Genomic DNA, 16,806 nt, shown 5'->3' with positions numbered 1-16,806 from the left:
ACAAACTTTTTACAGCTATCGCAAGTGCCTTAGTTCAGACTATACAAGACAGGAGAGATATCACAAGTTGGATAACAAAAGGTTTTTGAATCGTCCGAATTCTTGGACGACCTCCGAGATGCTTCATGGCGACTTACTTGCCAGTAAAGAACTTATCTATGACAAGTGTGGCTTTGTATGCTCACAACCACATGAAGAAACACAAAATGCTGAATATGGTGCATATGTGTTCACCATAAATGCTCTCTCCATTCGATTTCGCGTCGCCAAAACCACGCCAACCAAGATCGGACAATTTGTTACCCTATGGCAGCGGAGTGAGGATGGAACGACACAGCCATATGATGGATCAGATCCAGCAGATGTGTATGTCATTAGTACGCACACAGGCAGCCACTTTGGGCAATTTGTATTTCCGAAGCATGTATTGTTACAGCGAGATATCCTATCGGATCAAGGCAAAGGTGGCAAGCGCGCAATACGTGTATATCCGCCTTGGGACAAACCAACAAGTAAACAGGCTCTAAAAACGCAGCAATGGCAGCTGGAATACTTCTTGGAAGTACCTTTTACCGAACCATTGAACTGTGATCAAGCCCGGGTACTTTATGGCACCAAACGATTGAAGTAAGTGATAAAGTAGCCCAGCATCTCCAAACTCTTCTCCTCTGAATATCAGCTTGTCACCGATCTTTTCGTCATATCTCCTCTAATCGTTATTTCCCAGTACTGAAGCATGTGTTATGTCCTCCATTTGTTAGAATAGTGAACGTCAGTTCAGTTGATTTTTTTGAAATTTGTGCTTGCCTTAATGTGAACATTAAGCCTTAGGATGTAAAAAAACCGGCCAAATGCATCCAAAAATGAATATAAAGGTGGAGTCAGCAGTATGGCTTTCTCGATAAAAGAAGCTTCGGAGCAGCTGGGTTGTCCTGCACATAAAATTCGTTACTACGAGAAGGAGGGAATGCTCCCTTACATTCAACGGGATCAACATAGAAATCGGATGTTCGAGGAAGAACATCTGGATTGGATGAGACTGATGTCCTGTTTCAGGGCAACGGGTATGAAAGTATCTACACTGAAACAGATGGTTAGTCTGGCACTGGACGGGGATTCAACGATTCCACAACGGAAAGCGATCCTTCACGAATATAAGCGCCATAATTATGAATTGTATGGCGTTTTTTGGCATTTTCGGCTGGGAAAACAAAAAACGCATGTTCAGAATCGGTTCAGAATCGTTTGTTATAATTCACGTGAAGTTTCAAATTTTAAATGTAAATGAGGAGGAACATGATTTGAAGGGGAGCATAGGGGGCAAAAAGATGGCATCTTTCAAACGAGGGCTAGTGATTATGCTGGCATTTTTGATAATGGTGGCATTCATGACACAAAATTCTGCGCAAGCTGTTTCTGGCGAATGGGAACAGGTGAGTCCATTCCCTACGGCTAATTCGATTAGTGCTGTAGCCTATGGCAACAATAAATTTGTCGCTGTGGGACGAAATCAAGTAATTATCACTTCCACTGATAGTAAGAATTGGATAGTCTCGGACCATCCACAAGCAGTGAATTCCAATCTAGCAAGTATCATCTACGGTAATGGCAGATTTGTCGCAGTTGGATCAAGTGGTTTGATAGTAACCCTAGTAGACGGTGAAACTCAATGGAAAATTCAGAGACAGAATATCACCTCTTACGCTATAACTAGCGTTGTATTTGCCAACGGGAAGTTCGTAGCAGTAGGGGCCAATGGAATTGTTATGACATCCACAGACGGGATAACTTGGACGGGGCAGCCAGTAACCAGTACATATCATATGGGTGTTACTTACGGCAAGAATAAGTTTGTTGGTGTCGGGCAAAGAGGATCTGTGATCCAATCTGCCGATGGAACTACTTGGAGCACAGCAACAGTCAACAATACCTATATGTTTAATGGAGTAACTTATGGCAATAACAAATTTGTAGCTGTTGGTCAAGGTGGTTTGATTGCCACATCCAGTGATGGTAACAGTTGGACAACCGCAATCAGCAATTCCACGGTCACGTTTAACACAGTGACTTATGACAACCTTAATAACTTATATGTAGCAGTCGGTGGAGGAGGCACCATTGTGACCTCAGCTAACGGAACGAACTGGACAGTTCAAACCACAGGTACTATAAAGGATCTTAATGGTGTTTTTGCTAGGGATGGTCTCATTTTTGCTGTTGGTTACAGTGGTGTGATCTTAACCTCTAATAATGGAATGACTTGGACAGATCAGTTGAGGGGAACAGCTGCAGGTCTTGAAAGCCTGACTTATGGCAATGGCATATTTGTTGCAGCTGGTTATGAAATGATAGGATCGACGAGTCTGATAGGTGCAATTTACACATCTGAAGATGGACAAAATTGGGTAAACCGAAAAAAGGCAGTTTTTCCGTATAAACGAGATTATATCAGTAGTGTTAGCTATGGTAACGGCAAATTCATAGCCGTAGGGTATAAAGAACTTTCCGGACTCTCCAATACTGGGCTTATTATGACCTCATCTAACGGAGTATCTTGGACAGAGCAATTATTAGATGAAGGGACACTCTTGGATAGCGTATATGGTGATCATCAATATGTGACTGTAGGGGCTTTTGGCAAAATAATGACTTCACCGGATGGTGAAACTTGGACGAGCCGAACAAGTGGAGTGTCAGTTCCGCTTACTGACATTAGTTATGGAAATGGTTTATATGTTGCCGTAGGCGGGAGTACAGTTGTGACATCGCCTGATGGGGTTACATGGAAGGAACAACCGAGTGACTCTTCAAGGTATATATATGATATCGCATACGGTAACGGTTTGTTTATTGCCGTTGGACCAAGTGGAAAAATCATCACTTCTTCCAACGGGGAAAACTGGAGTACTGTAACGAGTACGGTAAATAATGTGCTTCAAGGTATACATTATGACATGAATGGATTTAAGGCTACTGGTAACTCTGGAGTCCTGCTTACTTCACCGGATGGTATCACTTGGACCAAGCAAATAAGCGGGACAAAGGTTGATCTGCGCGGCAGCATCTCAAGCGGAAGCGAGGATGTAGTGATAGGTTTGGATGGACTTATTTTGCGGAAATCGGTTATGAACAGCACGATCGATCCTACAACCGCTTCTTTTGACAAAAACAGTTCATCTGCAGATTACAAGGATATTGAAACAGAAGTCGTCTTAAATGGGAATGAATTCACTGGAATTGAAAATGGAGCCGAGAAGCTCGTATTGGACAGCGATTACAAGATGGTTGCGGGTACTGTGACGATCCGTAAGGAGTATTTGGTCAAACAAGCAGAAGGAACAATAGACCTGAACTTTACCTTTAGTACAGGGGCTACACAGAAGCTGGTAGTTACAATTAATAACACTACACCAAAGGTCGTGACGGTTAGCTACTTACAAGGAGAGCATGGGACAATCGACGGCACGAGCGAGCAGGTAGAGATTGGCGGACATCCAGTAAACGTGCCTACAGTCACGCCTGCTAAGGGGTACCATTTTGCAGGATGGAGCAGCGATGGTGGCATCACTAAGCTTAGTAGTCATGAAGTAGGTACATCCACAGTAACAGCTAATGTAACGTATACTGCACAATACACGGTGTTTGTCATGGGAGATGCAGATGGCGACGGTAAAGTGACTGCTGCTGATGCACTTTTGTTAACCAAATACATGAAAGGCAAGATTACACTTACGCCGGAGCAATTGCACGCGCTTGATATGAATGGTGATGGGAAATGGGACGATGAGGATGTCAAAGCGATTCTTGCCATCGCCATAGGAAAGGGTTGATATGATGGCTTGGAAAAAATGGATTTCAATAATGATGGCGGTCGTTGTATTTTTAACTTTTGGAACAATGGGTTATGCCGAATCTAGTTCAGATGTAGCTTCAAACTCGATTAAGGTAAGCAGCGAACAAGGATATCCTGGAGATTTCGTTGACATTTCGGTACATTTGACACCGGAGGATCTGATCAATCACTATGACATTTCGATTGGATTTGATGAATCTACGTTGGCGTTGGTACCTGGAAATGAAGTGACAGATGAGTTGGGGGTCATTTCTGATGAAGGGGGTTTTGAATCGGATTTTTCTAGTAATGGGACGATCAATATCAAGGCTAATCCAGTATTCATTACAGAAGCAGATACAAAGGCATTCACTCTTCATTTCAAAATCACGGACTCTGCAGAGCCTGGAGACTGGGATTTTAATGTGATAAAACATGACCTCTACGAGGGTGATGAACTCGCTTCCACCTCAGTTGAGTCTGGGAAGGTAACGGTAAAGACAAAAAGTACGATTAAGCATACTGTGACATTCGACTCACAGGGAGGCAGTGTTGTAGAGAGTGTGACCAACGTGGACAGCGGCAAGACGATCAGTGCTCCTCCAGCGCCGACGAAGGCGGGCTACTCGTTTGCAGGCTGGTACAAGGATGCGTCCGTTGCGGATGCATGGAACTTTGAAGAAGACGCGGTAACGTCTGATATGATGTTGTATGCGAAATGGACGCGGCACGCGGTGCAGATTCAGGTTGGCTCGGTGAGCGGAATGCCTGGCTCCACGGTGGACGTACCAGTCACAGTGACCGACTTAACTTATGGAATAGCAGCCTATAGCGTACAGCTTGATTTTGACACAGAAGATTTGGAAGTAACGGGAGTTACGGGAAACGTTGGAGATTACTTCGACTCCAATTACGATAACGATGCAGGCTGGCTCAAAACAGTATGGGTAGATAATGATGGGGGAGATACACCGATCCTTGCCGGAGAGAGAATGTTTACTGTTAGCTTCAAAGTGAAGAGCGAGGCAGTGTTAGGCGAGAAGGCGCTGACAGTGCAGACAGAAGATTCCGCTCTATTCTCCATCATGGATGAATCAGGGATAGAGATGAACAAAACGCTTACCCCTGGCAAGGTAACCGTAATCGAGGGACCAGTGCAACATATGGTTACATTTAACTCGCAGGGAGGTAGCGAGGTTTCCAGTATCTCCAATGTGAATAGTGGCACGACAATCAGTGCTCCGACAGCACCGACGAGAGCCGGTTACACATTTGCAGGTTGGTACCAAGAAGCAGCGGGTACAAATGCTTGGAACTATGCAACGGATATAGTCACCTCGGATATGACATTGTATGCGAAGTGGACAAGCAATGGTTCGAACAATTCGAACAACTCAAATAACTCAAATAACTCTGGCATGCCATCCGTTCCAAGTACGTCGTCCGACGATAAACCAGTCGGTTTTCAAGTCATTGTTGACGGTATTGTGAAAGACCAAATTGCTACAGGATCGACGGCTATAGAGAACGGAAAATCGGTGCTGAAGGCTACAATTGATTCATTCAAACTAGCTGATCAACTTAAGAAGGCTGCTGACAAATCCACCGTGGTCATTCCTGTGACCGCCAAAACAGACAAAGTATTAGTGGTTTTGACCGGTGAAGCAGTGAAAAGTATGGAAATTAAACAATCGATCTTGGAGGTACAAACGACAAACGGTACCTATAAGCTGCCTGCTGGGCAAATTAACATCGATGATATTTCCTCTAAACTGGGCGAACAAGTTAAACTTTCTGACATTGTCGTTCAGGTGGAGATTGCTAAGAGCGATGAGGATACAGCTGTTCTCGCCAAGACTGCTTCTGCGCAAGGAGGCTTTGAGGTTGCAGCCCCGCCGGTCACTTTTAATGTAACAGCTTCTTACAATGGTAAAATAGTAGCTGTTGAGCAGTTTAGCAGCTACGTGGAACGTGAAATTCCGCTTCCCGCTGGTATCGATGTGAGCAAGGTGACGACGGCAGCCGTGCTGAATTCAGATGGCCGTGTACGCCACGTACCAACCTATCTCACGACTCGTGAAGGGAAGAATTATGCGACCGTGAACAGTCTCACCAACAGCGATTACTTCCTGATCTGGAATCCAAAGACCTTTGCGGATGTGGAAAGTCACTGGTCAAAGCAGGCCGTTAATGATATGGCTTCCCGATTGATTATCAAAGGTAAAGATGAGAATCATTATGAACCGAATGCTGTCATCACTAGAGCAGAACTTACAGCCATTATGGTTCGTGCGTTGGGCTTGTCTGACACTGGCACCGAGAGTGCATTCAATGATGTCTTGTCCAGTGATTGGTACGCAGGCTCTATCGCTAAGGCTGTGGAGTATGGCTTGATTGAAGGCTATGAGAACCGGACCTTTGCTCCTAACCAAGCTATTACTCGGCAGGAAGCATTGGTGATCATAAACCGGGCGATGAGACTGGCGGGTATAGCAGCTGACGGAGCCTCTCCAGACTCTCTGCTTTCTCCATTCGCAGACCAAACAATGGTTGCATTATGGGCAAAGCAGGCCATGGCTGCAGCTGTGAAGAACAGACTTGTAGAAGGATCGAATGAAGGCTTGATGCCTACAAAGAACCTTACCCGAGGTGAAACTGCAGCAATAGTGCAAAGGTTTTTGATAGAGACCAATCTAATTGATAACCCGAATGACTGATGGGATAATTTACTGATGTACAAAACTAGGCTCTATGTTTTTAATAGAGCCTGGTTTTTTTGTTGTTAATTGATGATGAGCAGGGAACATACATGCTAGGGCTCTTTAAAATATCGGTATTGTTATATATACTAATGATAGTTTAACCCTACATAGAGAAGATCACGGAGAGGAGCGGTTTTTATTATGCCGACCTACTACTACCTTGCAGCAGTTTTATTAGTTGTAACAGCCTATTTGGTTCGACGTAAGCTCAAGATTTTCCGTCCAGCAGCAGGAAGACGCAGAAAACAGATGAAAGTTACGTACAGACGAAAAAAAGCACCATTGAATCTTGGACTTCGAGAAGAAGTCTCCTATCAGCAAACCATTCTTCAATTGGAGAAGAGTTACAATAAGCATTTTGCCAACAAACTCAAGATCCGAATTCAACAGGAATATCCTCACATGAAAACGCTGGAGTATCGGTGGAAATTGATAGAACTTAAGCGATATTTCATTATGGCTTCATTACTTAAGCAGGTGCCCATGTTCAGTGATGAAGTTGATGATTTGTGGCATGAGATGCTGATGTTTACGAAATCTTACGCTGATTTTTGTGCAGAATTAATGGGTTCCACGGTACACCATGAGCCGGCAATCACCCGCCGCGAAACGCCAGGAGCACGTGCATGGTTTGACTGGGTGTACTGTCAATTATTTGAGTTCACCCCCTACAGTGCTGCAATCTGGGGTGATTTTTTCACTTACCCATTATCCAGTGATGTACAGAAGCTGATCGCACAGGGAGATCAATTCGAACTGGTAAATGAACTGTTTCATGCCAGACGCATGCAGGAGGATCCTGAAGCTGCTCAGGTGATTATCTACTTGATTGATCAACTACGTAGATGCGCAACTCTAAGTAAAGACGAGCTATCTCCAGCGTCTTCCGGAAGTAGCGATGTAGCTCTCGTCATGGCTAGCGCCATGGTGTATTACTCCATGCATAACGTGGCGACATATGGGCTACACATGGGCCGGCTGGAGCAGGAAATTCTTCCACAGGAAAAGGCAGCCTATGGTTCCTCGTCAAGCAGTGGCTGCACGAGCAGTTCCAGCTGTTATGCGGATCAATGTACCGACAGCAGTAGTTCCTCGGGAGGATCTGGATCATCCTCGGGATCATCTTCCGATTCTTCTTGCAGCTCATCCAGCTGTTCATCTTGTGGTGGTGGCGGAGATTAATGAGATTGAGTATTTGGGCTACAGTGAATTTGCAATCTTGAATGAAACAGTCACTAGACAAATGGAGATTGCCGGAAGGGAAGAGCACATGCGAAGCAACAAATTCACACCGTATTTAAGTTTTATAGGTTTTGGTTTAGTCGTTTTGACCTTGAGTGTGAATGTAAGCTTTAAGCTAGGAATTGAGAAAGGCTTGGATGAAGTCCAAGCTGGAACGCGGAAAAATGAACAAAGAAGATTTCTTGGATCAGATCAAGAAAGTTAAGACCAGTTTGGGAATCAACATCATTTATATTGTTATCCTGCTGTTTCAACTTGGATACGTCATAGTGAACTGGGACGAGGTTAATATTTAGTGTTCTGACCTGCCTTTCCTGATTTTGATAGAAACATACATAACCTTTAGGAGGAATAATCTTGAAAGCATTATCGATCGTCAGTCTTATTTGGTACGTACTTAATTTTTTGTTAATAGCAGTTTTTTTAGATGGTTCGCAAGAAGGTGCGGAGGTAGCGGCAGTTTTGGGACTTCTGGGTGGACTGTATGGTCTGCTTTTCTCAATCCTAGCTTTGATCGTATCAAGCAAGAGAAAAAAGACCCCTGTAAATGTTCATGAACAACTGCTTCAGCTAGGTGACTTAAAAGAGAAAAATATCATATCAGAATATGAATTCGATCAGAAGAAAGAGAAGTTACTCTCCAGATACAAGTAGTCCAGAGGCCGCTACGGTTAGGTAAAGGCTATTCTGTTTTCTACTCATACCAAAAAGCTGGACTTAGGAAAATAAAAACAGGGCGTTCCCTTCACCGGAGAATCTGCCCTGTTTTCATTTAGAAGCAACTAATATTTGTTACCCATCTCAATGGTGATGATGCGCATGGGCATCTGGTGCGTCGCCTTTGACAGTACATAGTACCGAGGTGTCATGCAGATGTTTTTCGGACTCCACTTGGAGCGTCACATGTTTGATTTCTTTATGTTCCAGCATATGTTCAATCTTCTGAACCAGGATCTCGGATGCATAAACATCCATCGTTCCATCCACCACGATATGAGCGGTCAGCGCGTTCAAGTTACTGGTAATGGACCAGACATGCACATCATGTACACCTTTGACACCATCGACTTGTTTGATGGTTTGCACCAGTTCATTCACATCCACATTGGCTGGAGTGCCTTCCATCAAGATATGCAGGGATGATTTGGTGACATAGAACCCACTACGCAATACCAGTGCCGCGACAATTACACTCGCAAGTGGATCGGCCCAACCCCAGCCAAAGAACATCATGAGCAGGGCTGCCGCGATGGCCCCAACCGATCCCAGCATGTCACTGATGACATGGAGATAAGCCCCGCGCATATTCAGGTTATTCTCTGTATCGCTACCACGCATCATGATCCAGGCCACCAGAATATTGATGAGCAATCCAATGACGCTGATGATTAACATGCCTACGGTTGCGACTTCTGGCGGGTTGATAAAACGCCCAATCGCTTCGTAGAAAATGTAGAGTGCAATGGCGATTAACGTAATTCCGTTTAACGTAGCGGCCAAAATTTCAAATCTTCTGTATCCGTACGTTTTGCCAGTATTCACCGCTTTTTCACCAAAGGTGAACGCCAGCAAAGCGATCCCGAGCGCAATGGAATCGGACAACATATGACCTGCATCCGAGATGAGCGCTAGACTGTTGGTGATGAATCCACCAATGGCTTCAACGATCATATAGATGGTAATAATAATGAAGGAAAACAACAGGACTTTCTTGTTATTGGTAGTATGAGCGTGGTTGTGTCCATGATCGTGCCCATGGTTCTGATCGTGATGATGTCCGGACATATAAATCCTCTCCTTTGGAGCCTTGCTCCGTTATGTAATATGGTTTCTAGTGTGGATATAATTGATCCTTAGCGATGGTTAACCACTAACAAATGAATATATGAGCGTTTGTTCATATGTTATGGTTTTATTATAGTTGCGCCTCATAATAGTGTCAACCAGATTCATGGAAATGTAAACATGGCCGCGGTGTTTCCGGGAATGTGTACTGGCGAATGAGATTGCTTTTATGCTACCATCTGTGCAGGATCAAAGTGAGATGTACTCGTTACATAGAAGGGCGGACAACCTTATGAAACATCTGCTGCTGGCAGACGATGATGCCAATATTCGAGCACTCCTGCGGCATGTCATGACCAAGGAAGGATACCGGGTCCATGAAGCGCAGGATGGATTGGCAGCGGTCAAACTGATGCAAGAAACGCCGATCGATCTGGCGATCCTCGATGTGATGATGCCCGGCATGGACGGACTGGAGTTATGTGATTACATTCGGCAGCACTACGATATTCCAATTATGTTGCTGACGGCACGAGATCAGCTATCTGACAAGAGAGATGGTTATTTGAAAGGAACAGATGAATATGTGACCAAGCCATTTGAACCGGAAGAATTAGTCTACCGGGTAAAGGCGTTATTTCGTCGGTACCATCGCACATCCAGCGATATTATCCGTATGAACCGGATCGTCATTGACCGAAACAATGTGGAGGTTACCGATGGGCAATCCATTCTCTTTTTACCGATGAAAGAATTTGAATTACTCTCACAGCTTGCCCAGTTTCCAGGGCGGTTGTTCTCGCGGGATGAGCTCATTCGGCTCGTTTGGGGAGCAGATTACGAAGGAGATGACCGTACCGTTGATGTGCACATCAAGCGGCTGCGTGATCGTTTTGCCGATTATACGGACGATTTCATCATCCAGACTGTGCGGGGCATCGGTTACAAGATGGAGGTGAAAGCACCTTGAGGACCTTGTACGTCCGGGTATTCCTCATTACAATTGCCGTGATTATGGTCAGCGGCATGCTTGGTTTTCTTTTGTCCAACATCTACTATCATACAAAGCTCAAGGATTTTAATGATGAGAAGCTGGTGGGCATCGCGACGCATATGAAGCAATTTGTGGAACAGCAACCCGGCACGATGGAGCAGTATTTGAACAATGCCGCCGCACTCGGGTACGAAATCTATGTAACGGATGGAAAAGGCAACAACCAATTCTATGGCCGCGAATTCCGTGAGAAAGATCTGAATAAGCAAGCTGTAGATCTGGTGCTGCGGGGTGAGGTATACCATGGCGTCGCCCAGTTTCCAAGCAAACCGTTCATTACCGGATTCTTCGATAATCAATTAAGCAATACCGTGGGTGTTCATCTACAGCTAGGCAATGCAAATTACGCTCTCTTTATGCGTCCGGATGTAATTCTGCAATTCGGTGAGCTGCGGATCTTTTTTGCGCTGATTGGAGCATTGACGATAGGTATTAGTATCCTGATCTTTCTGATCAGTACCCGCTATCTGGTCAATCCGATTGAACGTCTGTCCGAGGCAACCAAACGGATTGCGCAAGGAAAATATAATCTGAAATTGCCTACCGCACGGCGGGATGAGATTGGACAGCTGGCCCAGCATTTCATGACCATGAGTCGTGAATTGGAAAGGGTAGATCAGGCTCGGCAGCAGTTTGTATCCAACGTATCCCATGAGATCCAATCGCCGTTGACCTCGATTCAGGGTTTTGCCCAATTGGTGGCGGATCGGGATCTGCCTGAACAGGAAAGAGAGCACTATGCATCAATCATTGAGGAGGAGAGCCGTCATCTCTCTTTGCTCAGCAAACAACTGCTACTCCTGTCCTCCCTAGAACAAGGCAACGAAGATCTGAGCAAAGTAAAGTTCTCTCTGCGAGATCAATTCCGGCAAGCCGTTCAGGTGCTGCAATGGCAATTGGAAGAAAAAGAACTGCTGCTTCGGATTTCGGTGCCCGAATCCATCCAGCTAGTCGGTAATGAAGTGCTGCTCATGCAAGTTTGGATGAATCTACTGGGCAATGCGGTAAATCATCTACCGCAGGGAAGAAGCATCGAGATTCACGCCGAGCAGACGGATAACCAGTGTGTGATTCAGATTCGGGATACAGGAGACGGGATTGCTGCGGAGCATCTGCCTTTCCTGTTCGATCGATTCTATCGGGTGGATCGTGCGCGGGAACGTTCTTCTGGACGAACCGGGCTTGGACTTGCCATTGTGCAGAAAATTATCCGAATTCATGACGGTACGATCGAGGTTTCCAGTTCGCCTGAGGGTACGGTCTTTACGGTGACACTTCCGCAGATGTAATCTGTTATTCATTTGCCGTTCATTTTCGCCTCCTATACTTGGATTATCAAGAGGGAGGTCACAGAACATGTACTTGGCTATTCGGGAAATGAGGTATGCCAAAGGGCGCTATGCCTTAATTGCTACAATCATGGTGCTGGTTTCATTTCTGGTACTGTTTGTTACAGGTCTTGCACAGGGGCTGGCGTATGATAACGCAGCTTCGGTCAAAAATATGGCAGCAACCCACTTTGTGCTGGAGCAGGATTCGAATCATCGGTTCACCCGGTCACAAGTGGATCAGGATCAACTTAATCAAGCTCGCTCCGTGGTGGGGCAAGAGAACGCTGAGCCACTCGGTGTGAAAATGACAACCGTCAGTCCAACCGGCGACACAAAAAAGATCGATGTCACGCTGTTCATGGTTAATCCGGAGGGCTGGCTTGCTCCAACGGTGACTGAAGGGTCTCCGATTACGGATCAGACAAAAGGGCAGGTTGTGGTGGACCAAAAGTTGTCTGAATCTGGTGTCACAATTGGCACCGTCTTGGTCGATCAAGCTTCGGGAACGGAGTGGACCGTTGGTGGATTTGTACAAAATGAGTCTTTCAGTCACTCCCCAGTAGTGTTCTTGAATGCACAGGAATGGCTCGCACTTCAGGGAAGTTCACGAACTTCGCAAGGTTCAGCAGACACCAATGCTCATGCTCCGGTGTACAATGCCATTGCGATTAAGGGTGGGGGCGATCAGGTAGACCGCCTGAGTGCTGCAATGCCTAATACGGAAGTCATCACAAAGTCGGATGCCGTATCGGCCATTCCTGGTTATAAGGAAGAGCAGGGATCGTTGCTCATGATGATCGCTTTTCTATATGTCATCTCGGCGTTTGTGCTTGCGGTATTCTTCTATGTCATCACAATTCAGAAAACAAGTCAGTTCGGGATATTAAAAGCCATAGGAACGCGGAATGCTTATCTGGCGGGTAGTGTTTCGTTACAAGTCTTGGTTCTGTCGGTTGGCAGTCTGGTCATTAGCGTACTATTGGTTCGACTGTTCGAGTCCATTCTTCCTGCATCGATGCCGTTTCAATTAGGCTTGTCCACCCTTGCTCTGACCTGTGTGTTATTCATACTCATGTCTGTGGCGGGTTCGTTATTCTCGGTGTGGAAGGTTACCAAAATTGATGCACTTGATGCGATTGGGAGGACAGCAGCATGAGAAACCGATTGGTATTACAGGGAATTACACAGACCTTTGAAGATGGCGGCAGCAAACGCACGATTCTGGACAAACTGGACCTTGAGGTTGCCGAAGGGGAACTTGTGGCCGTAATGGGGCCTTCCGGCTCGGGCAAAAGTACATTCCTGTCCATTGCTGGCGCACTTCTTGAACCAACGGAAGGACAGGTTTTGCTGGACGGGGCTTCTATTATGGGCAAAAGCAAACAGGATATATCCGATGTGCGATTACAGCAGCTGGGTTTTATATTTCAAAGTGCCAACCTCATTCCATATCTGAAAGTAGAAGAACAACTCATGGTGGTCGCAAAGCTCGCCGGAACGGATAAAAATAAGGCGGAGAAGCGAGTGGATGAGCTGCTGGATACGGTGGGGTTGACCCATCGGAGGAAGGCATATGCGGAGAAGCTGTCTGGCGGGGAACGTCAGCGGGTCGCCATTGCAAGGGCGTTGATGAACGATCCGGCTGTCCTGCTCGCGGATGAACCAACAGCCAGTCTGGATGCGGAACGTGGACTGGATATTGTCGGCATGATTGCACGGCTCGTGAAAGAGCAGGGCAAGAGTGCAGTGATGGTTACGCATGATGAGCGGATTTTGCCGCTCTGTAGCCGGGTTCTTTTTTTGGAAAATGGGAAACTGGTGCAGCATTAGAAGGAGAATGGTCTGAGAGTCTGGAGAGAACACTGATTCAAGGCTTAAGGGCAGAGAGCGTAAGAAGAGGGTCACGTATTCCCCGGTGGGAAGGTGGCCTTCTTTCTGTGTTTTCGACTATAATTGGAAGAATAGTGGAATTAGATAGAGAGGATCGGGTGCGGATGAGTAGCTTGAGTGCGGAACTATTTCCGGCGCTGAGTACGTCGATTCATTGGGGAATTATTGAGGCGGAGTTCAGATTTAACGATATCGTGGATGAAAATCTGGTGAGCAATATTAGCATCATTCCATTTGTCGGGGATCAATGTGTTGTCTTTCAACTGGATAATGGAGCCTGGGAGCTGCCTGGGGGTACGCTTGAAGCAGGTGAGCATTACATGGATGGACTGAAGCGTGAACTGATGGAGGAACTTGGGGCAGAAATGCGGTCCTATCAGATCTTTGGTCAATTCTATTGCACATCCAGTGCTTTGGAACCGTATCGGCCGCATATTCCGCATCCCCATTTTGTACGAATCATCGGATATGGAGATGTTGAACTTGTCGGTGATCCACTGAATCCGGAAGATGGCGAGCAGGTGGTTGCGGTGGAAGTGGTTGAGATTGATGAAGCGATCCGAAGATTCCAGGAACAGAACAGGCAGGACATTGCGGAGATGTACAAACTGGCTTATGTACTGCGAGATGAAGCGAAACAGTGAGAGGCAATGGTTAGGTATTCTAATTCCAGATAACTTACGGAGGTAATGATGATTCGAGATAAAATTAACGAGCTGCTGGATGCATTACCCGAAATGGAACTGAACCGAGCATATTGGGGGATTGAGCGTATCCATCAGGAATATATATTCAAGAAGAACTTGCAGGATAAGGGAGTTATTGTGTCCGAACTGTACGACGAATCCGAAGAGATTGTACAGAAATGGGACAGCGTATTTTCCAATAATATCGATGATGTGGTCAAAGAGTCTATCCATTATAGCCAGTACAAGTGGCATATGTTCAGTTATGAACAACAGAAATGTCTGACACATGATGAAGCACGAGATGCTTTCGATGCCGAGCCGAAAGATGAAGTATATGTGATGTATGAAAGTGGTGGTTGGGTGCTTTTATACGAAAACGCGAATCGGGTCATTGCAGCGGATTTTGATTCGGAGCAGGATATCTATATCTTCGACCGAGCGTTTACATGGACGTACGTGTATACGCACGAATCCATGTGTGGCCCTTATTTTTATAAAATAGAACAAGCATGATTCTGAACAAAAAAGGGTAACAACGAATTAAATAAACTTTGCCTTGGGAGTGATATCAATGCAGGAACTTTTTAAGAAGATCATCAAAACAGACGTCAAACCCGTATTTGCCAAACACGGCTATTCGAAGAAAAATCTGAATTTCTACAAAGCGGATGGAAACCTCGCATATAAGTTCAACATTCAAAGAGCAAAGTATAACACCAGTAGACAAGTCCAGTTTTATGTTAATTGTGGTGTTCATTCCACCGAACTTGCGGAGTTGCATTCCGTTGGATTGAATGGAGACATATTGGAGTTCACATCTCATTTTACCTGCCGAATCAGAGAAATAGCCCCTTCCGCTCCGGCCCACTATACCTTAACGCCTGATATCGATCCAGACGCTTTATCGAAAGAACTGGTGTCACATTTGGAAGAGGGTATGTCATTCTTACACTCGCTAACAGGGGCCAAAGATATAGTCCATTATTATATGGACAAGACAGCGCTATATTTAAGCGAAGTAACCTTCCGCTTCCTGCTAAAAGCCGGCAATACGGAAGAAGCCAAGCATTATTTACAGCAACTGTACGCCAAATACGGAGCCGAAAAGCGCTGGACGATATTAGAAAAGAAATATGCAGCCGTTTTTGCCGAGTACGGATTATAAGCTTTGCTCCAGACAAATAGCCAAAATGAGAGGGGATAACATATGAACGATACTCAATATAATTTAAATTTTGAGAAACTGTGTAATGAATTACAGCTTGGTGAATTGATCAGTTCGCCCAAACCGATTTCAGGTGGACTTCTTCATCGAATGTACGCCATTCAAACGACGCAAGCTAATTATGCAGTTAAGGCATTGAATCCCCAGATCATGATACGACCTGCTGCTGTGCAAAATTATATTGATTCAGAAAAAATCGCAAGCGTGGCAGCTGAACATATCCATGCTCAACCTGCAAAAAGGTTAAAGGGTGCTTCTATACATAACATTGATAATCAATTCTATCTAATATTTGATTGGATTGAGGGTCAATGTTTGAAACAAGATGAAGTTACTATCAATAACAGTTCTCTGATGGGAACGATTCTTGCAGATATCCATAAAACGGATTTTAGACAACTAGAATTGGATAGTTCACAGGCGACTAATTCTAAAAAAATAGATTGGCTGTTTTATCTGAACAAAGGAAGAAATGAGAATTCGGAATGGATTAAGATTTTGGATTCCAATATGGATAAGCTGTATGAGTGGAGCATGAAAGCTAAGAATTCATCTTCAATGTTAGCATCCAATAATGTTATTAGTCACAGAGATCTGGAACCTAAGAATGTGATGTGGAGACAAGACATACCTATTATTATAGATTGGGAATCGGCAGGTTATATTAATCCGATGCATGATCTGGTAGAAACAGCTGTGTATTGGTCAGTAGATAGCGCTGGAAGTATAAACGAGGAAAAGTTCTTGGCTTTTATAAGTGGATATAAGAAGCGAGTGGGGAGTCTAACAGCCAATTGGGAAGTGGTTCTGGATATTGGTTTTGCTGGAAAGTTGGACTGGCTCGAGTATAGTCTTAAACGGTCACTGTGGATTGAATGTACGGACATAGAGGAACAGCTAGTAGGAACATCCCAAGTCATTAGGACTTTAGAGGCTTTGAAACAATACGAGTATATGATTTCAGATATAAAGAACTGGTTGAATACTTAATCCAGG

16 protein-coding genes are annotated in these 16,806 nt (G+C 45.0%); 15 read left to right on the top strand and 1 reads right to left on the bottom strand.

What is annotated here, in order from left to right; translation table 11 throughout:
- Positions 1 to 67 precede the first annotated feature (67 nt).
- The 7 genes from MKY28_RS18055 to MKY28_RS18025 all read left to right on the top strand — a co-directional run bounded on the left by MKY28_RS18055 (position 68) and on the right by MKY28_RS18025 (position 8,490).
- The gene (locus MKY28_RS18055) at positions 68 to 631 is read left to right on the top strand and encodes a MepB family protein (RefSeq protein ID WP_340936533.1); all 564 of its coding nucleotides are present in this window, start codon (positions 68 to 70) and stop codon (positions 629 to 631) included.
- 258 nt (positions 632 to 889) lie between these two features.
- Positions 890 to 1,288 (top strand): MerR family transcriptional regulator, encoded by a 399-nt coding sequence (locus MKY28_RS18050; RefSeq protein ID WP_083684648.1) that lies wholly within the window; start codon positions 890 to 892, stop codon positions 1,286 to 1,288.
- A 40-nt stretch (positions 1,289 to 1,328) separates the two neighbouring features.
- Positions 1,329 to 3,830, top strand: coding sequence for a X2-like carbohydrate binding domain-containing protein (locus tag MKY28_RS18045; RefSeq protein ID WP_257468239.1), 2,502 nt, complete (start codon positions 1,329 to 1,331; stop codon positions 3,828 to 3,830).
- Positions 3,831 to 3,834: 4 nt separating this feature from the next.
- The gene (locus tag MKY28_RS18040) at positions 3,835 to 6,549 is read left to right on the top strand and encodes an InlB B-repeat-containing protein (protein WP_340936531.1); all 2,715 of its coding nucleotides are present in this window, start codon (positions 3,835 to 3,837) and stop codon (positions 6,547 to 6,549) included.
- 186 nt (positions 6,550 to 6,735) lie between these two features.
- Positions 6,736 to 7,776: a hypothetical protein gene (locus MKY28_RS18035; RefSeq protein ID WP_340032247.1), complete on the top strand. Its 1,041-nt coding sequence runs from the start codon at positions 6,736 to 6,738 to the stop codon at positions 7,774 to 7,776.
- A 13-nt stretch (positions 7,777 to 7,789) separates the two neighbouring features.
- Positions 7,790 to 8,041, top strand: coding sequence for a hypothetical protein (locus MKY28_RS18030; protein WP_340032249.1), 252 nt, complete (start codon positions 7,790 to 7,792; stop codon positions 8,039 to 8,041).
- A 152-nt stretch (positions 8,042 to 8,193) separates the two neighbouring features.
- Positions 8,194 to 8,490: an SHOCT domain-containing protein gene (locus tag MKY28_RS18025; protein ID WP_340032250.1), complete on the top strand. Its 297-nt coding sequence runs from the start codon at positions 8,194 to 8,196 to the stop codon at positions 8,488 to 8,490.
- A gap of 147 nt (positions 8,491 to 8,637) precedes the next feature.
- Here MKY28_RS18025 and MKY28_RS18020 read toward each other — a convergent pair whose 3' ends face one another.
- Positions 8,638 to 9,621 (bottom strand): cation diffusion facilitator family transporter, encoded by a 984-nt coding sequence (locus tag MKY28_RS18020; RefSeq protein ID WP_076252671.1) that lies wholly within the window; start codon positions 9,619 to 9,621, stop codon positions 8,638 to 8,640.
- A gap of 292 nt (positions 9,622 to 9,913) precedes the next feature.
- Between MKY28_RS18020 and MKY28_RS18015 the strand changes: the two genes are divergently transcribed.
- The 8 genes from MKY28_RS18015 (at position 9,914) to MKY28_RS17980 (ending at position 16,800) form a co-directional block, all read left to right on the top strand.
- Positions 9,914 to 10,591 carry a response regulator transcription factor gene (locus tag MKY28_RS18015; protein WP_282322204.1) on the top strand — a complete coding sequence of 226 codons (678 nt, stop codon included), beginning with the start codon at positions 9,914 to 9,916 and terminating at the stop codon, positions 10,589 to 10,591.
- Positions 10,588 to 11,964, top strand: a complete 1,377-nt coding sequence (locus MKY28_RS18010) for a sensor histidine kinase (protein ID WP_339198161.1) — start codon at positions 10,588 to 10,590, stop codon at positions 11,962 to 11,964. Before MKY28_RS18015 ends, MKY28_RS18010 begins: the two co-directional genes overlap by 4 nt.
- A gap of 67 nt (positions 11,965 to 12,031) precedes the next feature.
- Complete coding sequence (locus tag MKY28_RS18005; protein WP_338708118.1) at positions 12,032 to 13,162, top strand: ABC transporter permease; 1,131 nt, start codon at positions 12,032 to 12,034, stop codon at positions 13,160 to 13,162.
- Entirely contained in the window at positions 13,159 to 13,836 is a 678-nt protein-coding gene (locus MKY28_RS18000; protein ID WP_338708119.1) for an ABC transporter ATP-binding protein, read from the top strand. The genes MKY28_RS18005 and MKY28_RS18000 overlap by 4 nt, the downstream gene beginning before the upstream one ends.
- A 164-nt stretch (positions 13,837 to 14,000) precedes the next feature.
- Positions 14,001 to 14,540, top strand: coding sequence for an NUDIX hydrolase (locus MKY28_RS17995; protein ID WP_339198165.1), 540 nt, complete (start codon positions 14,001 to 14,003; stop codon positions 14,538 to 14,540).
- A 48-nt stretch (positions 14,541 to 14,588) separates the two neighbouring features.
- Entirely contained in the window at positions 14,589 to 15,098 is a 510-nt protein-coding gene (locus tag MKY28_RS17990; protein ID WP_036610464.1) for a DUF4275 family protein, read from the top strand.
- 58 nt (positions 15,099 to 15,156) lie between these two features.
- The gene (locus tag MKY28_RS17985; protein WP_338708121.1) at positions 15,157 to 15,750 is read left to right on the top strand and encodes a DUF4304 domain-containing protein; all 594 of its coding nucleotides are present in this window, start codon (positions 15,157 to 15,159) and stop codon (positions 15,748 to 15,750) included.
- A 42-nt stretch (positions 15,751 to 15,792) separates the two neighbouring features.
- Positions 15,793 to 16,800, top strand: coding sequence for a phosphotransferase (locus tag MKY28_RS17980; RefSeq protein ID WP_339198169.1), 1,008 nt, complete (start codon positions 15,793 to 15,795; stop codon positions 16,798 to 16,800).
- Positions 16,801 to 16,806 lie beyond the last annotated feature (6 nt).

The sequence above is a fragment of the Paenibacillus sp. FSL R5-0473 genome, from assembly GCF_038004565.1.
GTDB lineage: Bacteria > Bacillota > Bacilli > Paenibacillales > Paenibacillaceae > Paenibacillus > Paenibacillus amylolyticus.
The sequence above is the reverse complement of the archived record's forward strand: the minus strand, read 5'-3'. Positions and strand labels throughout refer to the sequence as shown.

Bases quoted from the DNA above. Each gene is read 5' to 3' on its own strand.
- MKY28_RS17990 (WP_036610464.1), top strand. From the start codon at position 14,589: ATGATTCGAGATAAAATTAACGAGCTGCTGGATGCATTACCCGAAATG.
- MKY28_RS18035 (WP_340032247.1), top strand. From the start codon at position 6,736: ATGCCGACCTACTACTACCTTGCAGCAGTTTTATTAGTTGTAACAGCC.
- MKY28_RS18020 (WP_076252671.1), bottom strand. From the start codon at position 9,621: ATGTCCGGACATCATCACGATCAGAACCATGGGCACGATCATGGACAC.
- MKY28_RS18040 (WP_340936531.1), top strand. From the start codon at position 3,835: ATGGCTTGGAAAAAATGGATTTCAATAATGATGGCGGTCGTTGTATTT.
- MKY28_RS17980 (WP_339198169.1), top strand. From the start codon at position 15,793: ATGAACGATACTCAATATAATTTAAATTTTGAGAAACTGTGTAATGAA.
- MKY28_RS18050 (WP_083684648.1), top strand. From the start codon at position 890: ATGGCTTTCTCGATAAAAGAAGCTTCGGAGCAGCTGGGTTGTCCTGCA.
- MKY28_RS18000 (WP_338708119.1), top strand. From the start codon at position 13,159: ATGAGAAACCGATTGGTATTACAGGGAATTACACAGACCTTTGAAGAT.
- MKY28_RS17995 (WP_339198165.1), top strand. From the start codon at position 14,001: ATGAGTAGCTTGAGTGCGGAACTATTTCCGGCGCTGAGTACGTCGATT.
- MKY28_RS17985 (WP_338708121.1), top strand. From the start codon at position 15,157: ATGCAGGAACTTTTTAAGAAGATCATCAAAACAGACGTCAAACCCGTA.
- MKY28_RS18005 (WP_338708118.1), top strand. From the start codon at position 12,032: ATGTACTTGGCTATTCGGGAAATGAGGTATGCCAAAGGGCGCTATGCC.
- MKY28_RS18045 (WP_257468239.1), top strand. From the start codon at position 1,329: ATGGCATCTTTCAAACGAGGGCTAGTGATTATGCTGGCATTTTTGATA.
- MKY28_RS18015 (WP_282322204.1), top strand. From the start codon at position 9,914: ATGAAACATCTGCTGCTGGCAGACGATGATGCCAATATTCGAGCACTC.